The organism is Pseudomonas sp. SWI44 (assembly GCF_002947915.1).
GTDB classification, from domain to species: domain Bacteria; phylum Pseudomonadota; class Gammaproteobacteria; order Pseudomonadales; family Pseudomonadaceae; genus Aquipseudomonas; species Aquipseudomonas taiwanensis.
Window position 1 is genome coordinate 4,633,698 of sequence record NZ_CP026674.1, and the last position, 16,577, is coordinate 4,650,274.

The window sequence follows — 16,577 nt, forward strand, 5'->3', positions numbered from 1 at the left end:
CCCAAAAAACCGCTGCATTTTGGAGTATGGCTGAACGGCTGTCGAATGCCTTATATCTAAAGGGCGCAAAGTGAACGAAATTTAATCCTGTACCAATTCTGTACCAATTACGTTCGCTTCCAGCTTCGCCAGTTCGGCCCAGTCGTTGGCGGAATTCAGCCATTTGGCATAGGTCGAGAGAAGGACCTGCACCGAGTGTCCAAGCTGCCCTGCAATGAATGCCGGATTCATCCCTGACATGAGGCACATCGTGGCATAAGTATGCCGGCAGTTGTACTGGGGGCGGTGCTTGAAGCCCTTCGCTTCAACCGCCTGGTTGAAGTGCTTACCGGCGGTCTCGGGTACGGTGATGTGTGGCGACGAGCCAGCTGGCTGGAAGATGAACGGCGACTCGGTCGACACCCGGCGTTTTTGTTTGGAACGGTAGTGCGCGATATCCCTGGCCCTGGCTAGCGCGCCCAAGGCCCGGCTATTCAACATCACAGTGCGGGTGTATTTGGTTTTGGTCCGCTCGACCACCTTCTTCTCGACCACGATCCGGCAGACGTGAGCCGTCTTCTTCTCAAAGTCGATCTCATCCCAGCGCAGTGCCATGATTTCCCCCGTTCGCATCCCGGTGTAAAAGGCGAACTCATAGAACGCCGCGAATACCTGATTGCACCGGGAGAAATTCTCGTACATCCATTCAATCAGCGATTCCGCTTCTTCAACCGTGAAAGGGTCCACCTGTTTCTTGTTCTTCAGCGGCAGCTGGATCGATGCTGCCGGGTTCCTGTCTACCACCTCGTCATACACAGCTGCTCGAAACATCGCCTTGACCCGGGCGATTGCTGCACGCTTGACTGTCGAGCTTTTCCACTCGGTTTTCGCAACCACCTCCCTTAGCACCATCGGCGTGACCGCCCTGATAGGCAGTGTCGCCAGATGGGGCATCCAGTAGTTGTTCATCAAACCTTTGTAGTTAACTCGGGTGTCGTGCACCACCTCCAGACTGTTCAGCCAGCTTTGGGCATACTCGTCAAACATCAGTTCATTGGCCGGCGCCGTATAGCTCGAACCAGGAAACAACTCGGCATACCGCTTTTCGTCCAGAACACCGTGCTTGGCCAGGCTGACTACTTGAGCGCGTAGATCGGCTGCCGCTTTGATCCCCTTGGCGGTTTGGGGATACGCGAGAGTTTCGGACCGACGCTCACCGTTCCAAGTAAAACGGATCCGGATTGATTTACCGATGAATTCGACTCCAGTGGGTAGCCCCAGCTTCCTTCCAGCCACGCTTCGTATCTCCTGATGCTGTAAAAAATCCGGCCGTCGATCTTCTTCCAGACCCCCTCGGGGATCACTCCGCGGCTTCGCTTGCCTTCCAAGGCCCGCTTGGTCGTGCCGACCAGCTCGGCCATTTTCTCCTCCGGGACCTTGTCGGATACATAGGCCGCCGGCTGGCGTTCTTCGTCTTGCATGATGGTCTCCACGCCGCCGGTGGCGGCAGGTTGGTGGTCAGGCGGGAGTCTTTTCGAGCACTGTGTCGGCGACTTTGAGTGCAGCCTGGGCGTCGTTGACGTAGGCCGGGTCGAAGCCCCCGGCGTAGTGGATGACGCGCTGGCAGGCGTCTAGTTCCTTGCGTACTAGGCGCAGCGCCTGGGTCAGTTCTTCCTGCAGCGCCCCCTCGGCGCGGCCGATATCCCAGAACTCTTTGCCCCAATGGCCTTCCGGCGGCGGGTTGCTGTTTTGCTTGCCGAAGGCCATGGCGCCGATGATGGCGTCACAGAGCAGCCGCTTGTAGATGTTCTCGCCATCCAGGCCCAGGCCACCGCGCTGACGCAGAGTGCTGACGACCTCGTCGACGTTCAGGCCGCTATCCTTGAGCACAATGTCGAGCTCTAGTTTGTTGGTGGTGTAGATGACCAGGGCGAGCTTAGCTTCGGGCCAGAGGTCGGCCGCGATGCGCTCCAGGCAGTCATTGGCGGTTTGATGAAATTGCTGAGTTGCGGACATAGGAAATCCTCGCCCGAGCATATCGGCGGGCTTGAGTAGTAGCGGTAGGGGTTAGGCGGAAATCAGCCGCAGCGGACGCGCGGGGAATGGAAAGTCTGAGGCAGTACAGGACGGACGGCTTCGAAGTACAGCTTCCACATGTCGTCCCAGGCTTCTTTCATTGTCGAGCCCTGGCCGGTGCACCCCATTCGCCGGCACCACCAGGAGCCGTTCCAGTAGGTCATTCGCGCTTTCATGGTCGCGGTCCTTTGTAGATCAGGTAGGCCATGTACATCAGGGGCAGGATCATGGCATCAGCTCCTTCGGCACCTAGACGGTATCGCCGAGCTTGTGGTTAACGAGGCCGCGGCAGAATGCGATCAGTGCGGTTGGGCCGTAGCACCAGACTCCGGCGCCGGCAGGGCCGCCTGCGTAGCAGACATCGTCCGGTAGCCCGTGGACGTGCTGCGATGTTCCAGAGTGTTTGTCGATCAGCAGGCCGCCCTGGCTCCAGTCCTTCGACGGCTGATAGAGATTCGTCCAGCAGCCCCCTTCGGGCGTGTCGTAGATGCAGCTCACCCCGTTCTCCGTGGTGGTGATGTCGCCTGCACCGGTGGCCTGGGCCACCGCCCAGTCCAGCGGCGCGCCGATCAACCTGGCCGTCTTCACTTCAATCAGGTCGGTCATGGGGCCACCTGCTTGCTCTTCGCCGCTCTGGCGCGCTCGATGTTGTTGAACTTGCTCTTGCGTTGGATATCCTTGAAGTTGCGGCAACCGGACATGAGCAGGCTGGAAGTCAGGTCTTTACGGCTCCGACCAACCTCCATTATTCCTTTCACGCCGTGGCGGCAGAGCACGTAGGCGGTCTTGTATTCGCCGCTGCGCAGCATGGTTGTGTAGAACGCCAGTCGCATCGCCAAGCGCCAACTGACGCTGTCGTCAGAAGGGTGCATGCGGCGGGTGTAAAGCTGACCTTTGCGATACTTGCTCACAGCTGATACCTCTCATCAATCCAGCGCCCAGGCGCCAGAGCGGGTGTAGGTTCGGGTTGGGTTTCGTGCGGGGAGAGCTGGCGCTCGTTGCCTGCCACTTGCGGCAGCCATACCTTCACGCAGCTGATGGCGTTGTTGCCCAGCGAGTTCATGACGTAGCAGACGACGCCGCGGGGCTTATCCTCGAAGGACGAGACGCCTGGCGGCAGTTCGGTTGCGCTGGCGCCGGTGGCCAGCAGCAGGAGGCAGAGGGTGAGGCGGGTCATGGCTTAAGCGCCTCCATGCCTTGGTCGATTGCGCGGTCTAACGCATTGTTGGCAAGAATGTCCTCATGCTCTGCGTAACCGCAGATGATGGGAGGCATGTTGTATTCGCTACCAAGATCCTCCTGGCCGTCAGGATCGCGCAGCCAGCGGTACCGCTCTGCGTCAGCCCGGAGGGCGCGAACTTCTGCAATGAGGGCCAACATGACTGCAGGCCGCGCGGCGCGGTAGTAGGCCTCAGCGTGAACGTGCGGTTCACCGATCCCGTAGAACTGGACGCCCAGAGCCTCGCCGTCGTAGTTCAGATAGTCCGCTGTCAGCTCGACGGAGCCTTCACCGCCACACCCAGGGCATTCCATCCAGCCTTCTTCGGCCCCGGCGACCTGGGCACTGACAAAGTCTTGCGGGGTTGCAGCCTTTGCCGCCGCCTCGATCGCGTCGAGGTCCAACTCAGTTTTTTCGGGCATGACAATTCCTTGGCCGCCCTTTCGCGGCAGAAGTTGTACAGAAGAATGATTGGGTATAGCTATCGGGCCCGATGGTCCGATTCACTGCGCATTTCTGAAGTATTTGTTCGTGCTAGTGGCAGAGGGGGCTATGGTGGGGGATGGAGATTAATAAGACGAAAGTCGTAGGAGTTTGGCATGAGGATCCGCGGTGACGTTTTTTGGGATTGGGCTGACCCAACGCTTCATCACCGGTCTCACGAGGAGACGCTCAGTGATGGGACCTACATCGATGTCCAGGTGCGACTGTCGCGAACAGGCAGTACGCAGATGTTCATCGGCGTCTACGCTCCCGCCGGCATGGCGATTCACGAGGAGTCCTTTGATTCAAGACCGAACGAAACAATGACTAGAGCCCTTGCCTGGGGGGTCGGTTATGCACGGAAATTGGCCACTAGAGCACATGAAGCAAACTTCATTACCGCCAGCGGGTGATAGGAGTGATAGAGGCCCAAACCATGGATCTACCGAAAGAATCCGACATCCAGCTTCGTCAGGCTCTTCTGTCTCTTATGGCTGCAGCCGAGCAGCTGGGAATCCATCCAGAACTGCTGAGACTTACTGCGATTGGCATTCTTACGAAGGAAGCGCCTGAATGGTGGGTGGATACATCACAAGTGGAAGCTTCGATTCGTGAGCTCAACGTATCGGTGAGCAGTCTTGCTGCCTGTTCCCCCAATGGTGTGGCGAAAACGGATTGAGGCGCCGCCAGGAGTACAAATGTGCTCATATCAGGGTTTTGCTACCGACCGGCGTGGCTGGAGAGCGAGACCCCTTACGGCCTCGCTGTAGATGTACTTGATGAGTTCCCATGGGATCGTGTGACGCTGGCCGTACTCACCCTCGCCATCGCATATCTCGCAGCCTTCTACCGGCTCATCCAGTTTGCGGCATTCCGGGCATGCCTGGGTGACCTCCAGCTTGAACTCACCGAGCAGCAGGGCCTTGGCGCCGTTCTCGGCCGTGAGCCGCTTGGGCATCAGGCAATATCCGTCAGGGATGGATATCAAAGGCCCAACAGGGACAATCGGCAGCCCAGTTTGAGCCGCATCCCTCTCTGCCTCTGCTTTGGTCCACCAGATGGCAGTACCAACCAGCCAGGATATTGGCTCGGGGTGGGGCTGCGGGGCTGGTTCAGCTGCAAGGTGGTGCCAGCTCTCAACCTCGAACTCTGCCGGGCGCAGGCCAAGTCGGGTCCCGTCTTCCATCGCCGCTGTGACGGCGCCGTGGCTATTCGTCCACACGGGATAGATTTGACCTGCTTTCGCAACTGGCGCATCGCCCTTGATGTAGGCGAGCCCGATACCGGGCATAGGGTCGGCGGTGACGGTCTTCAGCATCCGGACTGTGCGCGGCACTCGATCGCCGAACGGATAGCTGCTGCTGCGCTTGTGTAGCGCGGGGCAATCAACTTTGTTTTCTGTGGGCATGGGGATACCTCTGCAGTTGTCTAAAATTTTTGGATGTGTGGAGGGCCAAGCAATGTACTGCTATCTCTGCGGCTGCTATCTCGTACTGATATGGGACCGAGGCGAGGGCGGTAAGTCGTTGGAATGCGTTCTATGCGGGCGGTACGACATATCCAGGGACGCGCTGGCGGCCATGGCTCAACACCCGAATGGTCTAGACGTGGAGTTGAATAGGCTCTGGTTGGAGGAACAGCGGAAGATGAACATCAACCCTCCGCTTATTGAAAGCCAGACCGCCTACTGGAATTAGCAGCGCGAGTCAGCTATCCCCGCGAAAAAGGGCACGGCTGCACCTGTCTGACCACCTCGGTGTTGCTGGATCGGTTTTCTGTGGGCATGGGTAATCTCAACCGAGACGTTCAAGTTGTTGTTGGATGCGCTGGCCGATCCAGCGGACGACGAATACGGCCTTGCTGTTGCCAATCGCCTTGTAGCGCGGACCATCGGGGCATTCTTCTGCGGCCTTGCCGCGATAGGGGATTCGGGTGTGGTCGCCGGGGAAGCCTTGGAGCCATTCGCACTCCCAAGGGGTGAGTCGGCGTACTTGGGCATTTGCCTGCACCGCTTGAACCTCTGCCCGAGCTTCGAGGGTGTAGGCATGGTCGGCCTGAACTCCCACGCCATCCGGTCCACTGGATGGGTTCTCGCGCAACGCGCCGGCCTGAATCGCGTGGGCGACGATGGGCTGGCCGCGACCTGTGCCGTCTTCGCTCGCGTCGAAGCCCCCGGCCTTCAATGTGTGGGTGATCTCGCCTGCATCAGCGCCCTGATGCTTGCAATTGAAGGCGAGTAGCGCATTCTCCTGACCGCTGTTTCGGCCCAGGGCGAAAGCTTGATCATCAATGACGCATGGGTCTTGCGTGCCGTGCACGACCAGCATTCCGCTTTCTGCATCCTGTTGGGTGGCGCTGCCGGCCGCCTTGCCGTTGGCCTGGAGTGTGCCGCTCACAATAAAAGCTTCGGATTCGAAGTCCATCCGCCCGCTGGCGCTGGCGCTGGCGCATGCGTTGCGAGCTGGCGCTACATCAATCGGCCCGGCGGTATTGTTCCCGCCGTACACCCTAGGCCAGGCTGGCGGTGCAACTACATGGCCACCTGCGGCCCCATCTGTTCCTGGGAAGCCACCGCCTTCAGCGCGTGCATCAAGGGTGCAGGCAACGCCTTGCCCCTCGCCTCGGCGCGGCGCAGTATCCCGGCGCACGCCTTCGCGCTCAAAAAGTACTTCGAGGGGATCGAACCCTGTTCGAGCACTTGCGACAACGAACACACGGCGGCGTCGTTGGGCCAGGCCGAAATATTGGGCATCCAGAATCCGCCATGCGGCTGTTCGCGTGGGTCCATACACACAACCAGCGTCCTTCCATTTGCCCCCTGGCGGTTGGAGTTCTTCGGATTCGCCCACCAGGGCGCCGAGGAAGCAGCCAAACGCGTTGCCTTTGTCGGAGAGGACGCCGGGGACGTTTTCCCAGAGACAGGTGGCCTCGGGCTGGCCGCGCTTTGTTCGAACATGGTCAATTGCATCGAGGAGCTCCACGTATTTGATGGTGAGGGCGCCGCGGGGATCAGCAAGGCCTTCGCGCATGCCGGCCACGCTGAATGCCTGGCAGGGCGTGCCTCCAACCAGCACCTCGGGCGCCTGGATCTTGCCGGACAGCACCATGGCAGCCAGGCGGGTCATGTCGCCGTGGTTCGGCGTAGCGGGGTAGTGGTGGGCCAAAACCGCGCAAGGGAATGGCTCGATCTCGGCGTACCACTCGGCACGCCAGCCCAGCGGGTGCCAGGCTACGGTCGCAGCTTCAATGCCGCTGCAGACGCTTCCGTAAGTGATTGTCATTGAGAAACCTCTTTTGACACTCTGCCTCACTTATCCACAACGCAAGCTCTCAAACTGTCATCGAAGAGTTGATTGTATTTTGATATCATCTGGAGTTTTTTGAGGAGGTCGGTTAGTGAGAGAGCGAGTTCCAGTGCTGCCCAAAAATGAAAACAGGGATGTAAGAAATCTTGAGGACGTGTGGGAGGTTCTGTCTCGGGATGATCTTGATAAACTGAAAGTGACAGCCAAGAAAGCTTGGAGCTTTGTTGCGCGTAGCTACATTTCACTACTTGCTTTTGTGGCAGTGCTGCCAATTTTGGCCGTGATTGGGGCTGTATACTTTCATTTCCAGTTGGGGGGTGACGTACCGTGGTTAAGTGTGAAAAGTTACACCACTGCCGCGCACTGGGGGCAGATTGGGGATTTCATTGGAGGGGTTCTCAACCCACTCTTGAGTTTCGTGGCCTTCATAGCAGTATTGATTAACTTGGTTCTACAGCGCCGTGATCTTGCTCTGGCTAGAGAGGAGGCTCGGGAATCTAATAGAACCCAGCGAATGCAGAGCAGGATATTTCAAAAACAAAATGAAGCAGTAGAGCGTCAAAATTTTGAGTCGACGTTCTTTCGCCTTCTGGAAGCTCACAGTCAGCAATTTAAATTGGCGCGCGTCTCAGTGCCTAATTCAGTGAAAGACAAGGTTGGTGAAGATTGCTTTGCTTGGGTTACATATAAGTTTTTGCCCGCAGCTACATATGGCGTAGACCCCGTTGAACTCCTTCGGCAAAATGTCAGTGTGTATGCCTATGACTATTCCATGGGTTTGTCGAGATATTTTAAGAATCTGCATCAAATCTTGAAGTTCATCGATGGATACGGAAGTAGAAGTACGCTTAGTGAAGGCATGCCGTCGACTATGAGGGTTCGCAAAGCAATTCGGTACTATAGTGAGCAGCGAGTTTATGCCAATATACTTCGGGCGCAGCTTAGTAATGACGAGTTGTGTTGTATCTTCATAAATTGCCTAACTAATAAGGGTGCTGGGCTGAGACATTATGTTGAAAAATATTCGATTTTGAAGGGAGTCGAATTGCCTGAGCCTTTTGACTTCGGTTACGTGAAAAGTGTGTACGATGACATGGCGTACGCAGATAGTGAAGATATTACCAAAGAGCAGTTGCGTAAGGTGGTTTCTGAGAAGTATGACGTCTCTCAAACCAATGAGGACGAGTTTTAGTTATGCTCCTGAAACCTGCTGTGCCGATCGCGCGTGGTGGTGCGTTTCACGCTGCTTTCTGCTGATTTCAATCGCCGACATCGGCAGAGATCTTGGCCGCATCCGCCTCGTCGAGCGTTGTGTCGGTAGGGATGGCGATCCAGCCGGCCGCCACCAGGTGGTTGGGGTTGGCCGTGGCCCGCAGGTCTATGTTGGTGGCCTCGCTCACGTCGGTTAGCTGCTCGGCTCGAGAGTGGGGCTGCAGTGCTGCTTGGTCATGTTTTGTGATCCTTGCGTCCAGGCGCCGCCCTTGCCGGGGAGGCGTTATCGTTGAATAGGGAAGGCGCTGTAGTTGGCGCGCATTCTTCTGCTGGGCTATCAGTTCATGGGTGACTCGACCTGGTGGAGGTCGCCATGACACTGAAAAGCGATACCGAGGCCCTTGCCTCTATCGAGGAAGAAGCCCAGGCAATGCTGAAAAAGATCGGTCTGCCGGATGACCACCTGAAGAAGGAAATTGTCATCGGCCTGCGCCAGATCATTGCGATTGCGCGCTACCGGGAAGGGCTGGGCGCCGACCCTGTCGTTGAATAGGGGAAGGCGCTGGCGGGCAGTGCCGAATTGGGCTATTGCTTGGCTCTCGGTCAATCCATTCAGGGAGCGTGAGATGAAGCGGTTAATGATTTGTGCGTTGCTGGCTGCGTCGGGCGCGGCTCAGGCTGGCATTCCACTGGTGAACGCGACGTGCCCAGGAAACATCGAGGTGCACGCCGACAAGGGCGGACCGATTTATATCAACGGCAAAGAAGGCAAGCTGAAGAAGTTCAACGAGAACTACTTCGAAGCCAAAGGCAGTGGGGTGACAATCTCGCTGTCGATCAACCCGGACGGCTCGCCTGATGTCTCGTATACCGGGAAGGACCGGGCTAACGGGATTTGCCAGGTGAAAAGCGAAGGCTCCTGAGGCGCTGGCGGGCAGCGCCAGTTTGTTCAGGTAGTTGGTGTGTGCTATTCCGATATGGTCGAACAAGGAGAACTCTAATGAGATTTCTCATCGTTTTCGGAATTGCTCTGGTAGCCGCCCAGTTGGTTGGCTGCGGTGAAAAGGTGGAGGCGCAGCCGCAGGCCAACGTTGCTCCAAGTGCTTGCGGATGCTCTGACCAGGCAAACCTGATTGGGAATAAGCACGCCGTATACAATTGCAATTGTGGGGCGATGCAGTGCGTCGTCGCATTTTCAGCAAATGGAACCGGTGGTCCTTTGGGTGAAGTTGCGTTGCAGTGTAAGTAGATCGTTATCGGGCCGCTAATTGTCCGGCAGCGGCGGAGAGTCAGGCGGCGCGTACCTTGAACGACAGCATGGCGGTAGCGTCGTCGTTGAAGCACTCAACAAGCTCCTGATAGGCCCGGTACTTGGCCTGGCTGCGAGTGGCTGCCCACACGCGCTGCACGTAATGGCGCGCATCGCCCAGCATGTACCGCACATCATCCCAGTCGTACAGGTCGTTAGTGAGCACCTCCCACTGCTTGAGCGGCAGCTTCTCGGACATCTCGCCGTACTGCATTTTCCAGGTAGGGTGGTAGTTGCGGATGCGCTTCTTCGGGTCGCTGTCCAGGATGACGCCGATGTAGTGGCCCCGGTCGGCCATGATCACGCCTGGCTCACCGTTCGCGATGACGCGTCGCCCGATCTCTGCCGGCACGTCGTAGTGGCGGCGAACGTAGTCGCAGTTGAAGTTACTCATGGCTTTCTCCATGCATGCGCCGCCCCTCCGTGCTGGTGGCGGCATGGTGGCAATTTTGGTTCGAATGGTGTTTACTCATCGAGCCGGAGCGGGGCTTTATCCCTGCTTAATCCGGTATCAAGGCATCTGCTTCGCAGGTGCCTTTTTTGTGCGCGCTTGCCGCCTCTATAGGTCGATCAAATAAGGAATCGAAACGTGATGAAACGCTGGCTGCGGGCTATGGGGGTTTGTGTATTGGCTGCTGGCGCAACCGCATGCTCAACCATCGATAGCCTTGAACCTACTGACAGTGGAATTACCCTAGAGGTCGCCCACAAGCCATACGCGGAGGTCTGGAAGTCCTCGGTTAATGCTATGAGCACCAACATGGCTATCGTCGAAATGAACAAGTCGGCAGGGGTGATTAAGTCTGAAGTTCCTGCGGGAATTGCAACATGGGGAGAAGTGGTTGGGCTTTTCATCACTCCAACGACCAAAGCCTCCGAAAGCTACAAGATCCACATCGTGAGTAAGACTCGCTCTACGTATCAACTGACGGGGCAGAACTGGGCTCCATCGGTAGCCGCTCGCATACAGGCTGACTTGGACACGGAGTAACTCAGGTTATTGGCACTACACGTCGCTGAGGACGCGAAGCGATTCACTTGCCCTGAACATCTCAAGCCTTCGCGCCACATCCGGTGATACCGTGATTTCGTGGCGCGGAGGCGTCAACAGCGGCAGCGCTCCGCCCGGGCCCAGCCCATGCAGGTGATGAATCATTAGCGTCATCGCCTCGCCCTGTTCCTCGATCCCGGCCCACTCCATCAGCTCCAGCAGGGCCTGCTTAGTCCCTGGTCGAACCTTCAAGCGCAGGTCTTCTTCCTGTAGGCGCTCGGCCTTGGCCCTGCGCTTCTCGTCACGCTGCTGCTGCGTCAGAGCCATCATCGCCTCCATTGCGCACAAAGGTGGCGCCCGGCCCGATGTCGAGCAGGTCGCACACCCGGTTGATGATCTTGAGCGCGGCGTCGAACATCTTGGCGTCGTCCGGCTCGCGGGCCAGGCGCTTCATGTTCGGCTGGTGCTCCAGGCAGACCTTATCGACCAAGCGCCGGGCCAGCCTGCGCAGATGATCCGCGCTGTCGTGCATGCGCAGGCTCAGCGCGAATGCCAGGGCCACATCATCAGGCCGGTACTGGCCGCCGCTGCGGGTGATGTACAGCTTTCGGACCGGCTTGCGAATCGATGCGTCGAAAAGGGATGCCATGCTCGACCTCCTGCAGGCCGCTTGGTGGAAGGTGGAAATGCTCACGCCGCCTTGTTCTTTGCAGCGCGCTTCGGATTTTTCTGCTCAATCTCAAGATCCATGTCGTTCCAGCCGGCCAAGAACCAGGCCCCATGGAACGTGTGATAGGCGAATGGGTTGGCCATCTTGCCGCCACCGTTTCGGCGGCATTCCCGGCCAAGGTAGTAGACGCTGGGATGCTCGCCGCAATCGCTCATGGTTATGCACCTACCAGGTGGTGGAGGGGCGCGAACGGTATGTCGTCGTCGAAGTTGTCCGGCGGCGCCGACTGCTGGTTCTGATGCCCGTAGTTGTCATTTTGGTTGTAGTTGTTCTGCTGCCGAGGCTGCTGGCGCTGTTGCCGCTGCTGTTGAGGCTGCCGCTGTTGTTGCTGCTGGCCACCGCCCTGGTTATCCGGCCGGCCGCCCAGCAGCTGGAGGGTGCCGTTGATGTCAACGTGAACCTCGGTGCTGTACCGCTTGATGCCGTCCTTTTCCCATTCACGGGTCTTGAGCTTGCCTTCGATGTAGCACTGCGACCCTTTGCACAGATACTCGCCAGCGATCTCTGCGACCTTGCCAAACAGCACCACCCGGTGCCATTCGGTCTTCTCGACCTTCTGGTCTGTCTGCTTATCGGTCCAGGCCTCGCTGGTGGCCAGGCTTAGGTTGGTGACCGCGTTGCCATTGGGCAGGTAGCGGACCTCTGGGTCCTGGCCACAGGTGCCGACCAGGATGACTTTGTTTACGCCGCGGGCCATGTTTTCTCCTAGCGCTGCAGTGCTTTGCGAACGAACGGGTCGAGGTCAGGTTGGTTGAGCAGCCAGCGACGGTAGTCGGCCGGCAGATCGCTGAACTTGGTGCCGCGGTGTTTGCCGAACCCGATTACGGTCGGGATGCGGGCGTCTTCAGAGATGCTCCAGAGTTCTTCCCAGTCGGCCACCGGGCGGCCCAGCTCGGCAGCTAGGGCATCGAGAATCTTGACCAGCAGCAGTCGGCAGTTCTTCACATCATCCAGGGCTGCGTGAGCATTGCGGAGCAGGCCCTGGGCTTGCTCGCGGTAGTGCAGGTAGATCATCGCCGATTGTGAGTGGCTATCGGCGTTTGGCCATAGGCGACGGCTCAGCGCCGCGGTGCAGATACGCTTGAGATCCGGACGGCCAATGACACCCCAGTCGTAGTCGACGTTGTGACCGATCAGATACTCAACCTCGGCAGGCAGCGCGAACTCGGTATGGTCCGGGCAATCCGCCAGCTCCTCATCAAGGATGTGGCTGGTGGCCAGTGCGCCGAGCTCGATCGGCTTGCCCGGTTTGTAGCGCTGTAGGAATTCGCCAGCCACTGGCAGGCCTGGGGTGGCCGCCAGTTGCAGCCAAGCGGCCTCGACCAATTGTGGCTCGTTGAAGCCAGTGGTTTCGCTGTCGAAGATGAAGGCATTCATGCCGATTGCTCCTGAGGGGTGAGTTGGTACTTGCGCTGATCCTTCGCGGCGTTCAACTGCGCAAGGAGGTGAGGGGACTGCTCGAGGACGCGATAAGCTGCCGAGAACACGCTCTGCAGCTCCTGCATCGTCTCCGTGAGTGGAATCTTCGACAGGGCATCGTCGAGTGCTGCGGCCTGCAGGTCAGCCTGAGACTTGCCATCGTTTAGCCAGGCCAGGAGGCGCCGGCCGGTATCCGGGCTGATCACTTCAGGCTGATCGAAGAGCCGGGTCCGGTCCTTGGTGGCCACGGCAACGTTGCCGTCGTGGAGGAGGTCGAGCACCACGGTGAACTCGTAGTCAGAACCGTCACGCTGCTCGGACTTCATGCCAAGCTTGAGGATCTTCTTGCCTTCGCCCTGGACCGTCTCGGTCTTGCTGCGCATCGTGCAGATGATGTGCAGCGGGCTGGTTAGGATTGTGTCGACGAGCTTGCGGTGGCGCGGCGTCGTCTCGTTCCAGGCCGACCAGGTGTTGCCCTTGTAGCGCTGCTTGGCGATCGTGTCGTTGATCTCAAGGCAGCCACCGGAACCGACCCACTCGTGGGAGTAGCTGTCGATGATCAGCGTCGAGTAGCCGCCTGCCTCTGCAGCCTTGATGGCCTCGATGTACCGCTCCGGCGAGTACGGCGCGCTCAGCCCCATGACATCGAAGTCGGTCAGGTCGGCGTACAGCGAGGCGCTTTCGTGCTCGGTATCGATTACCGCGATCGTGCCGCCCAGGCCGATGGCCAGTTGCAGCGCGGAATAGGTCTTGCCTGATCCAGATGGGCCGGTAAGTGCTAGCCGTAGCCTTGCCTGCTTACGTTCGGCTTTCTTGAACATTGGGATGCCTTCAGTTCGGTTGGTTGTCCCACTGCCGCTCGATGCGAGCGGCCTCTTCTTCGTACTCTTTGCGCTCTTCGCCCTGGTACCACTCAGGCGAGAATGATCCGACTGTGCTCCAGTCGAGCTGGGCGGCCTGGCGAGGTGTCGTGTTCATGGTTGCCTCAGGAAGTGATGCGGTCCGCGTACGCGCTGGCGAGCATCCAAGCGGTGCAGAGGGATAAGGTGATGAAACTGCCGCGCCAGAACGCCATGCGTCTGGCCTGCTGGCGGCTCACGTGCGGACCTCGTAGGCGAGGGTGCAAATGCCGCACAAATAGGCGCGGCCAGACCATGCAGCCGGGTTCTCGATGTGCGCCATGCGCGCCTGGTTCATGGCGTCTTCCAGGGTCAGGCCTTTGAACACCATGAGGATTCGGTCGTCAGGGACTGTGTGCTCAGCCTCAGCTACCTGCTCGTCAATAAGCGACATCACAATAGGCGTAGTCATGCCACCCTCCCGTTTTCTTCCATCCACTGCTGATGCTTTCGAGTGACAATTTGGTTCAGGCGCTCGGCATAACCGCGCTGCTTGGGAATGTCGATCGCGCCGGTCAGTCCGGCAAGGTCGATGGCCATCGACAGTTCGCCGCGCAACCCTTCGCTGAACGAGGCTTCGATGGCCACGAAACGCGAGTTGATGATGGCGACCACCTCGTCGCGTGTTCCTCTGTTCATGCAGTCCTCCGGGCGGCACCTGAGCCGCACATGGTTTCCATCTTGTCGAGAGCCGAGCCGATCACTCGGCGGCTTTCTGCCCGCTGGCGCTCATCACGTTCGCGGATCATCGTGTTCCAAGCTTCGTTGTTTGCCCTGGCCTGCTTCGAGGTCAGGTGGTCAGCCCAGGCCGTGTCGCCGAATAGCTGGTACTGGCGGTCGACCTCCCGGGCTTGGGCGCTGTCTGCGTACAGCTCATACTCACGAGCCATGGTCGCCTCCAGGGGTGGTTGTGCGGCCGCATTGGCCAGACGTCAGGCGCGGGTGACCAAACCCACCGTGAAAGGTGGCCTGGCGCCTGCCAATGCGGTCGTATGTGAAGGGAAGGGGATGCAGATGCCGGGCGCTACCCCGGCAGCTGGCTTGGCGTGGACCCATCCAGCGGTGCAATTCGTTTACCCTCAGAGCGAGGGAAGGGACGTCCACAGGTGCTTCGGTAACCGCGCCCTGAGCTGGGCGCTTATCTGCATCGGGGTGTGAACTGGCAGGAGCCAATCTCTGCATCGACCGGTGTTCGTTCCTCCCGATCTCGCTGGATAGAAGCTGTGCTGCTTGGCGGCAGGATTCAGTTCACACCCCGATGCAGCCTGCGATGGGGAGCAGGGCATCGGGCAGTTAACGACAGGCTGTCGTGGCGCTTACTCGTTGTTGAGCCAGCGCAGAACCTCTTCCTCGCCGATAGCGTTGAGGAATTCGGTCGGGTCGACATCGCTGCTGGCCAGCCATTCGGATATCTCGGCCTCGTCCATGGTTTCCAGAAGCTTGCCGGCGCCGATGTGGTTGACGATCTCGTGGGGCTCCAGGTCGTGCAATCGATCGTCGATGTGCAGCGACTCAGCGATGTCGCTGCCTTTGCCTTCAACCGCCACGCGCACCTGGCTGTTCCGGCCCACGCTTTCAACGCTGACGCTATCCGCGTCGAATGTGATGCTCATGCTGTGTTCCTCTGGTTGATTTCCCAGATGCCACTCTCTGAATGGCACCTGGTGAAATCCCGGCCTCGCTACTGGCGACAGGCCGGGGCATTGCGTCAGCGGTGATCGCTCGAGCTCAGCCGCCGACGGCCCTGCTCTCAGTTCGGTTGGCCTGGAGCTTCCCTATCACCTCGCGTCGATCGGCCTCGGCGGGGTGGTCGCTGGGTAAGGTGTTCGCTACACGACTGCCGACTGCAGCTCTGCGGCCCGTTGTGTGGGCAGTCCGTCGTGGAGTGCCGGTCCGCGTTCCGGCTGGTCTATCTACTTCATGGGCAGGTTCCTCCTCTTGGTTAATCGCTGCTCGCGCTGTGCCAGGCACCGACGCCCGTTCTGAGGGCATCCCGGCAGGGAGCGTTTGCAGCGCAACCCTCCATCCGCTTTCCGTTGCCCGGCCTGTGTTCCTGCCGCGCTGACGTTCCGCCTGACTTCGAGCTGGCCAGTTCCAGAGCTGGCATGGGGATCGAATTTATTGCTCGCGCTGTGCCGTTGCCGGGATCGATCCGCGAGGTTCCCATCGATGTGAAAGAGCGGTGAGGCTTGAGGGCCTCTGCAGTCCCTCGTGAGTGACTGCTTGAGATGAAATATAAGGATGCTTATTTTTGCTGTCAATAAGCGTGCTTATAATTTTTATAGCGCCCACAAAAAAGCCCGCGCTAGGCGGGCTTCATTGGAAGGGCTGGATCACTCGTCAGGGCTGGGCTTGGCGATGAAATCCTTCGGGATATACGGCACCTTGGTCACCTTTCCATCCTTTGTTTCGAACGACACGGACTTCGCGCCGCCGAATGCTGTGGCATGGCTGTAGACCCACATCTGGCCGTCTTCCCTGGATGTGACCATGTAGGGGTTGCCCATGATCTCGTAAAGCTGATCTTCGGTCATGCCGACCTTGACCTGGCTGGCCTGGCCGAAGGTGAATGGGGTGCCGGCGCAGCCCGCAAGAACGGCGACTACTGCGGCGAGAAAGAATCGGTGTATGTGGCGAAGCATGGCGACCTCCCTGTGAATTGAGACGCCATCCTACCACTCTGGCAACCAGCCATCACTCAGCCGTCAGGGCTATCAGGATTCGACTTGGAAATCAGGTAGGCCAGCAATTCAGCAATGGAATCGCTGTTTTCCATCAGTACTTCCAGGTGCTCGTTGATACGGTCGTACGCCTCTGAGGCGCCTCGCTGGTCGAGCCAGATCCCCACCTCTTCGACTGCGGCGCCGAGTGCGTTGATGTTCTGGTTCAGCCGAAAGAGCAGGGCGGCTGTCGGATCGTCGGGAAGGTCGGCCATGGCGATTCCTCCAAGTCATG

Annotated in this window: 29 protein-coding genes and 1 pseudogene; 6 read left to right on the forward strand and 24 right to left on the reverse strand. The window is 58.8% G+C overall.

Annotated features, from left to right (window positions below):
* Positions 1–81: 81 nt before the first annotated feature.
* From C4Q26_RS21715 to C4Q26_RS21740, 7 genes and pseudogenes are all read right to left on the reverse strand, one after another.
* A complete protein-coding gene (locus tag C4Q26_RS21715) occupies positions 82–1,026 on the reverse strand; it encodes a tyrosine-type recombinase/integrase (RefSeq protein WP_371919608.1) in 945 nt (314 codons plus the stop codon).
* An 84-nt stretch (positions 1,027–1,110) separates the two neighbouring features.
* Positions 1,111–1,275, reverse strand: a pseudogene (locus C4Q26_RS28895) (Arm DNA-binding domain-containing protein); the annotation flags it as partial.
* A gap of 222 nt (positions 1,276–1,497) precedes the next feature.
* Positions 1,498–1,995, reverse strand: coding sequence for a hypothetical protein (locus tag C4Q26_RS21720; protein WP_104883502.1), 498 nt, complete (start codon positions 1,993–1,995; stop codon positions 1,498–1,500).
* 309 nt (positions 1,996–2,304) lie between these two features.
* On the reverse strand, positions 2,305–2,661 hold the full coding sequence (locus C4Q26_RS21725) for a phage protein NinX family protein (protein ID WP_104883503.1): 357 nt from the start codon (positions 2,659–2,661) through the stop codon (positions 2,305–2,307).
* Complete coding sequence (locus tag C4Q26_RS21730) at positions 2,658–2,966, reverse strand: hypothetical protein (protein WP_104883504.1); 309 nt, start codon at positions 2,964–2,966, stop codon at positions 2,658–2,660. Before C4Q26_RS21730 ends, C4Q26_RS21725 begins: the two co-directional genes overlap by 4 nt.
* Positions 2,963–3,232 carry a hypothetical protein gene (locus C4Q26_RS21735; RefSeq protein ID WP_104883505.1) on the reverse strand — a complete coding sequence of 90 codons (270 nt, stop codon included), beginning with the start codon at positions 3,230–3,232 and terminating at the stop codon, positions 2,963–2,965. The genes C4Q26_RS21730 and C4Q26_RS21735 overlap by 4 nt, the downstream gene beginning before the upstream one ends.
* On the reverse strand, positions 3,229–3,696 hold the full coding sequence (locus C4Q26_RS21740) for a hypothetical protein (protein ID WP_104883506.1): 468 nt from the start codon (positions 3,694–3,696) through the stop codon (positions 3,229–3,231). The genes C4Q26_RS21735 and C4Q26_RS21740 overlap by 4 nt, the downstream gene beginning before the upstream one ends.
* A 177-nt stretch (positions 3,697–3,873) precedes the next feature.
* On the opposite strand from C4Q26_RS21740, the gene C4Q26_RS28445 reads away from it, so the two are divergent.
* Together C4Q26_RS28445 and C4Q26_RS27925 are read left to right on the forward strand one after the other, a co-directional pair.
* Positions 3,874–4,170, forward strand: coding sequence for a hypothetical protein (locus tag C4Q26_RS28445; protein ID WP_104881521.1), 297 nt, complete (start codon positions 3,874–3,876; stop codon positions 4,168–4,170).
* Positions 4,171–4,193: 23 nt separating this feature from the next.
* Positions 4,194–4,436, forward strand: coding sequence for a hypothetical protein (locus C4Q26_RS27925; protein ID WP_104881522.1), 243 nt, complete (start codon positions 4,194–4,196; stop codon positions 4,434–4,436).
* A gap of 30 nt (positions 4,437–4,466) precedes the next feature.
* Here the strand turns inward: C4Q26_RS27925 and C4Q26_RS28450 are convergent, their stop codons facing one another.
* Both C4Q26_RS28450 and C4Q26_RS21760 read right to left on the reverse strand, forming a co-directional pair.
* Entirely contained in the window at positions 4,467–5,165 is a 699-nt protein-coding gene (locus C4Q26_RS28450; RefSeq protein WP_256583292.1) for a hypothetical protein, read from the reverse strand.
* Between the two features lie 385 nt (positions 5,166–5,550).
* Positions 5,551–7,038, reverse strand: coding sequence for a DNA cytosine methyltransferase (locus C4Q26_RS21760; RefSeq protein WP_104883507.1), 1,488 nt, complete (start codon positions 7,036–7,038; stop codon positions 5,551–5,553).
* 115 nt (positions 7,039–7,153) lie between these two features.
* Between C4Q26_RS21760 and C4Q26_RS21765 the strand changes: the two genes are divergently transcribed.
* Complete coding sequence (locus C4Q26_RS21765; RefSeq protein WP_158664904.1) at positions 7,154–8,254, forward strand: putative phage abortive infection protein; 1,101 nt, start codon at positions 7,154–7,156, stop codon at positions 8,252–8,254.
* Between the two features lie 67 nt (positions 8,255–8,321).
* On the opposite strand, the gene C4Q26_RS21770 is transcribed toward C4Q26_RS21765, so the two are convergent.
* Complete coding sequence (locus tag C4Q26_RS21770) at positions 8,322–8,462, reverse strand: hypothetical protein (RefSeq protein WP_256583293.1); 141 nt, start codon at positions 8,460–8,462, stop codon at positions 8,322–8,324.
* A 185-nt stretch (positions 8,463–8,647) separates the two neighbouring features.
* On the opposite strand from C4Q26_RS21770, the gene C4Q26_RS21775 reads away from it, so the two are divergent.
* Both C4Q26_RS21775 and C4Q26_RS21780 read left to right on the forward strand, forming a co-directional pair.
* Entirely contained in the window at positions 8,648–8,827 is a 180-nt protein-coding gene (locus tag C4Q26_RS21775; RefSeq protein WP_027908123.1) for a hypothetical protein, read from the forward strand.
* Between the two features lie 73 nt (positions 8,828–8,900).
* Positions 8,901–9,197 (forward strand): hypothetical protein, encoded by a 297-nt coding sequence (locus tag C4Q26_RS21780; protein WP_027907851.1) that lies wholly within the window; start codon positions 8,901–8,903, stop codon positions 9,195–9,197.
* Positions 9,198–9,563: 366 nt separating this feature from the next.
* On the opposite strand, the gene C4Q26_RS21790 is transcribed toward C4Q26_RS21780, so the two are convergent.
* On the reverse strand, positions 9,564–9,977 hold the full coding sequence (locus tag C4Q26_RS21790) for a hypothetical protein (RefSeq protein WP_104883510.1): 414 nt from the start codon (positions 9,975–9,977) through the stop codon (positions 9,564–9,566).
* Between the two features lie 198 nt (positions 9,978–10,175).
* Between C4Q26_RS21790 and C4Q26_RS21795 the strand changes: the two genes are divergently transcribed.
* Positions 10,176–10,574 (forward strand): hypothetical protein, encoded by a 399-nt coding sequence (locus C4Q26_RS21795; protein ID WP_104883511.1) that lies wholly within the window; start codon positions 10,176–10,178, stop codon positions 10,572–10,574.
* Positions 10,575–10,589: 15 nt separating this feature from the next.
* Here the strand turns inward: C4Q26_RS21795 and C4Q26_RS21800 are convergent, their stop codons facing one another.
* The 13 genes from C4Q26_RS21800 to C4Q26_RS21860 form a co-directional block, all read right to left on the reverse strand.
* The gene (locus tag C4Q26_RS21800) at positions 10,590–10,901 is read right to left on the reverse strand and encodes a hypothetical protein (RefSeq protein WP_104883512.1); all 312 of its coding nucleotides are present in this window, start codon (positions 10,899–10,901) and stop codon (positions 10,590–10,592) included.
* Entirely contained in the window at positions 10,876–11,223 is a 348-nt protein-coding gene (locus tag C4Q26_RS21805) for a hypothetical protein (RefSeq protein ID WP_104883513.1), read from the reverse strand. The genes C4Q26_RS21800 and C4Q26_RS21805 overlap by 26 nt, the downstream gene beginning before the upstream one ends.
* 41 nt (positions 11,224–11,264) lie before the next feature.
* A complete protein-coding gene (locus C4Q26_RS21810) occupies positions 11,265–11,459 on the reverse strand; it encodes a hypothetical protein (protein WP_060507212.1) in 195 nt (64 codons plus the stop codon).
* 2 nt (positions 11,460–11,461) lie between these two features.
* Positions 11,462–12,001, reverse strand: coding sequence for a single-stranded DNA-binding protein (locus C4Q26_RS21815; protein WP_104883514.1), 540 nt, complete (start codon positions 11,999–12,001; stop codon positions 11,462–11,464).
* An 8-nt stretch (positions 12,002–12,009) separates the two neighbouring features.
* Positions 12,010–12,681 (reverse strand): 3'-5' exonuclease, encoded by a 672-nt coding sequence (locus C4Q26_RS21820; protein ID WP_104883515.1) that lies wholly within the window; start codon positions 12,679–12,681, stop codon positions 12,010–12,012.
* A complete protein-coding gene (locus C4Q26_RS21825) occupies positions 12,678–13,544 on the reverse strand; it encodes an ATP-binding protein (RefSeq protein ID WP_104883516.1) in 867 nt (288 codons plus the stop codon). The genes C4Q26_RS21820 and C4Q26_RS21825 overlap by 4 nt, the downstream gene beginning before the upstream one ends.
* A 10-nt stretch (positions 13,545–13,554) precedes the next feature.
* On the reverse strand, positions 13,555–13,701 hold the full coding sequence (locus tag C4Q26_RS28145) for a hypothetical protein (protein ID WP_177429842.1): 147 nt from the start codon (positions 13,699–13,701) through the stop codon (positions 13,555–13,557).
* Between the two features lie 117 nt (positions 13,702–13,818).
* Entirely contained in the window at positions 13,819–14,034 is a 216-nt protein-coding gene (locus tag C4Q26_RS21830; protein WP_104883517.1) for a hypothetical protein, read from the reverse strand.
* Positions 14,031–14,261, reverse strand: coding sequence for a hypothetical protein (locus C4Q26_RS21835; RefSeq protein ID WP_104881534.1), 231 nt, complete (start codon positions 14,259–14,261; stop codon positions 14,031–14,033). Before C4Q26_RS21835 ends, C4Q26_RS21830 begins: the two co-directional genes overlap by 4 nt.
* Positions 14,258–14,512, reverse strand: coding sequence for a hypothetical protein (locus tag C4Q26_RS21840; RefSeq protein ID WP_027907149.1), 255 nt, complete (start codon positions 14,510–14,512; stop codon positions 14,258–14,260). The genes C4Q26_RS21835 and C4Q26_RS21840 overlap by 4 nt, the downstream gene beginning before the upstream one ends.
* 426 nt (positions 14,513–14,938) lie before the next feature.
* A complete protein-coding gene (locus C4Q26_RS21850) occupies positions 14,939–15,235 on the reverse strand; it encodes a hypothetical protein (protein ID WP_104883519.1) in 297 nt (98 codons plus the stop codon).
* Positions 15,236–15,955: 720 nt separating this feature from the next.
* On the reverse strand, positions 15,956–16,264 hold the full coding sequence (bamE, locus tag C4Q26_RS21855) for an outer membrane protein assembly factor BamE (RefSeq protein WP_104883520.1): 309 nt from the start codon (positions 16,262–16,264) through the stop codon (positions 15,956–15,958).
* Between the two features lie 56 nt (positions 16,265–16,320).
* Positions 16,321–16,557, reverse strand: coding sequence for a hypothetical protein (locus tag C4Q26_RS21860; RefSeq protein WP_104883521.1), 237 nt, complete (start codon positions 16,555–16,557; stop codon positions 16,321–16,323).
* Between the last annotated feature and the right edge of the window lie 20 nt (positions 16,558–16,577).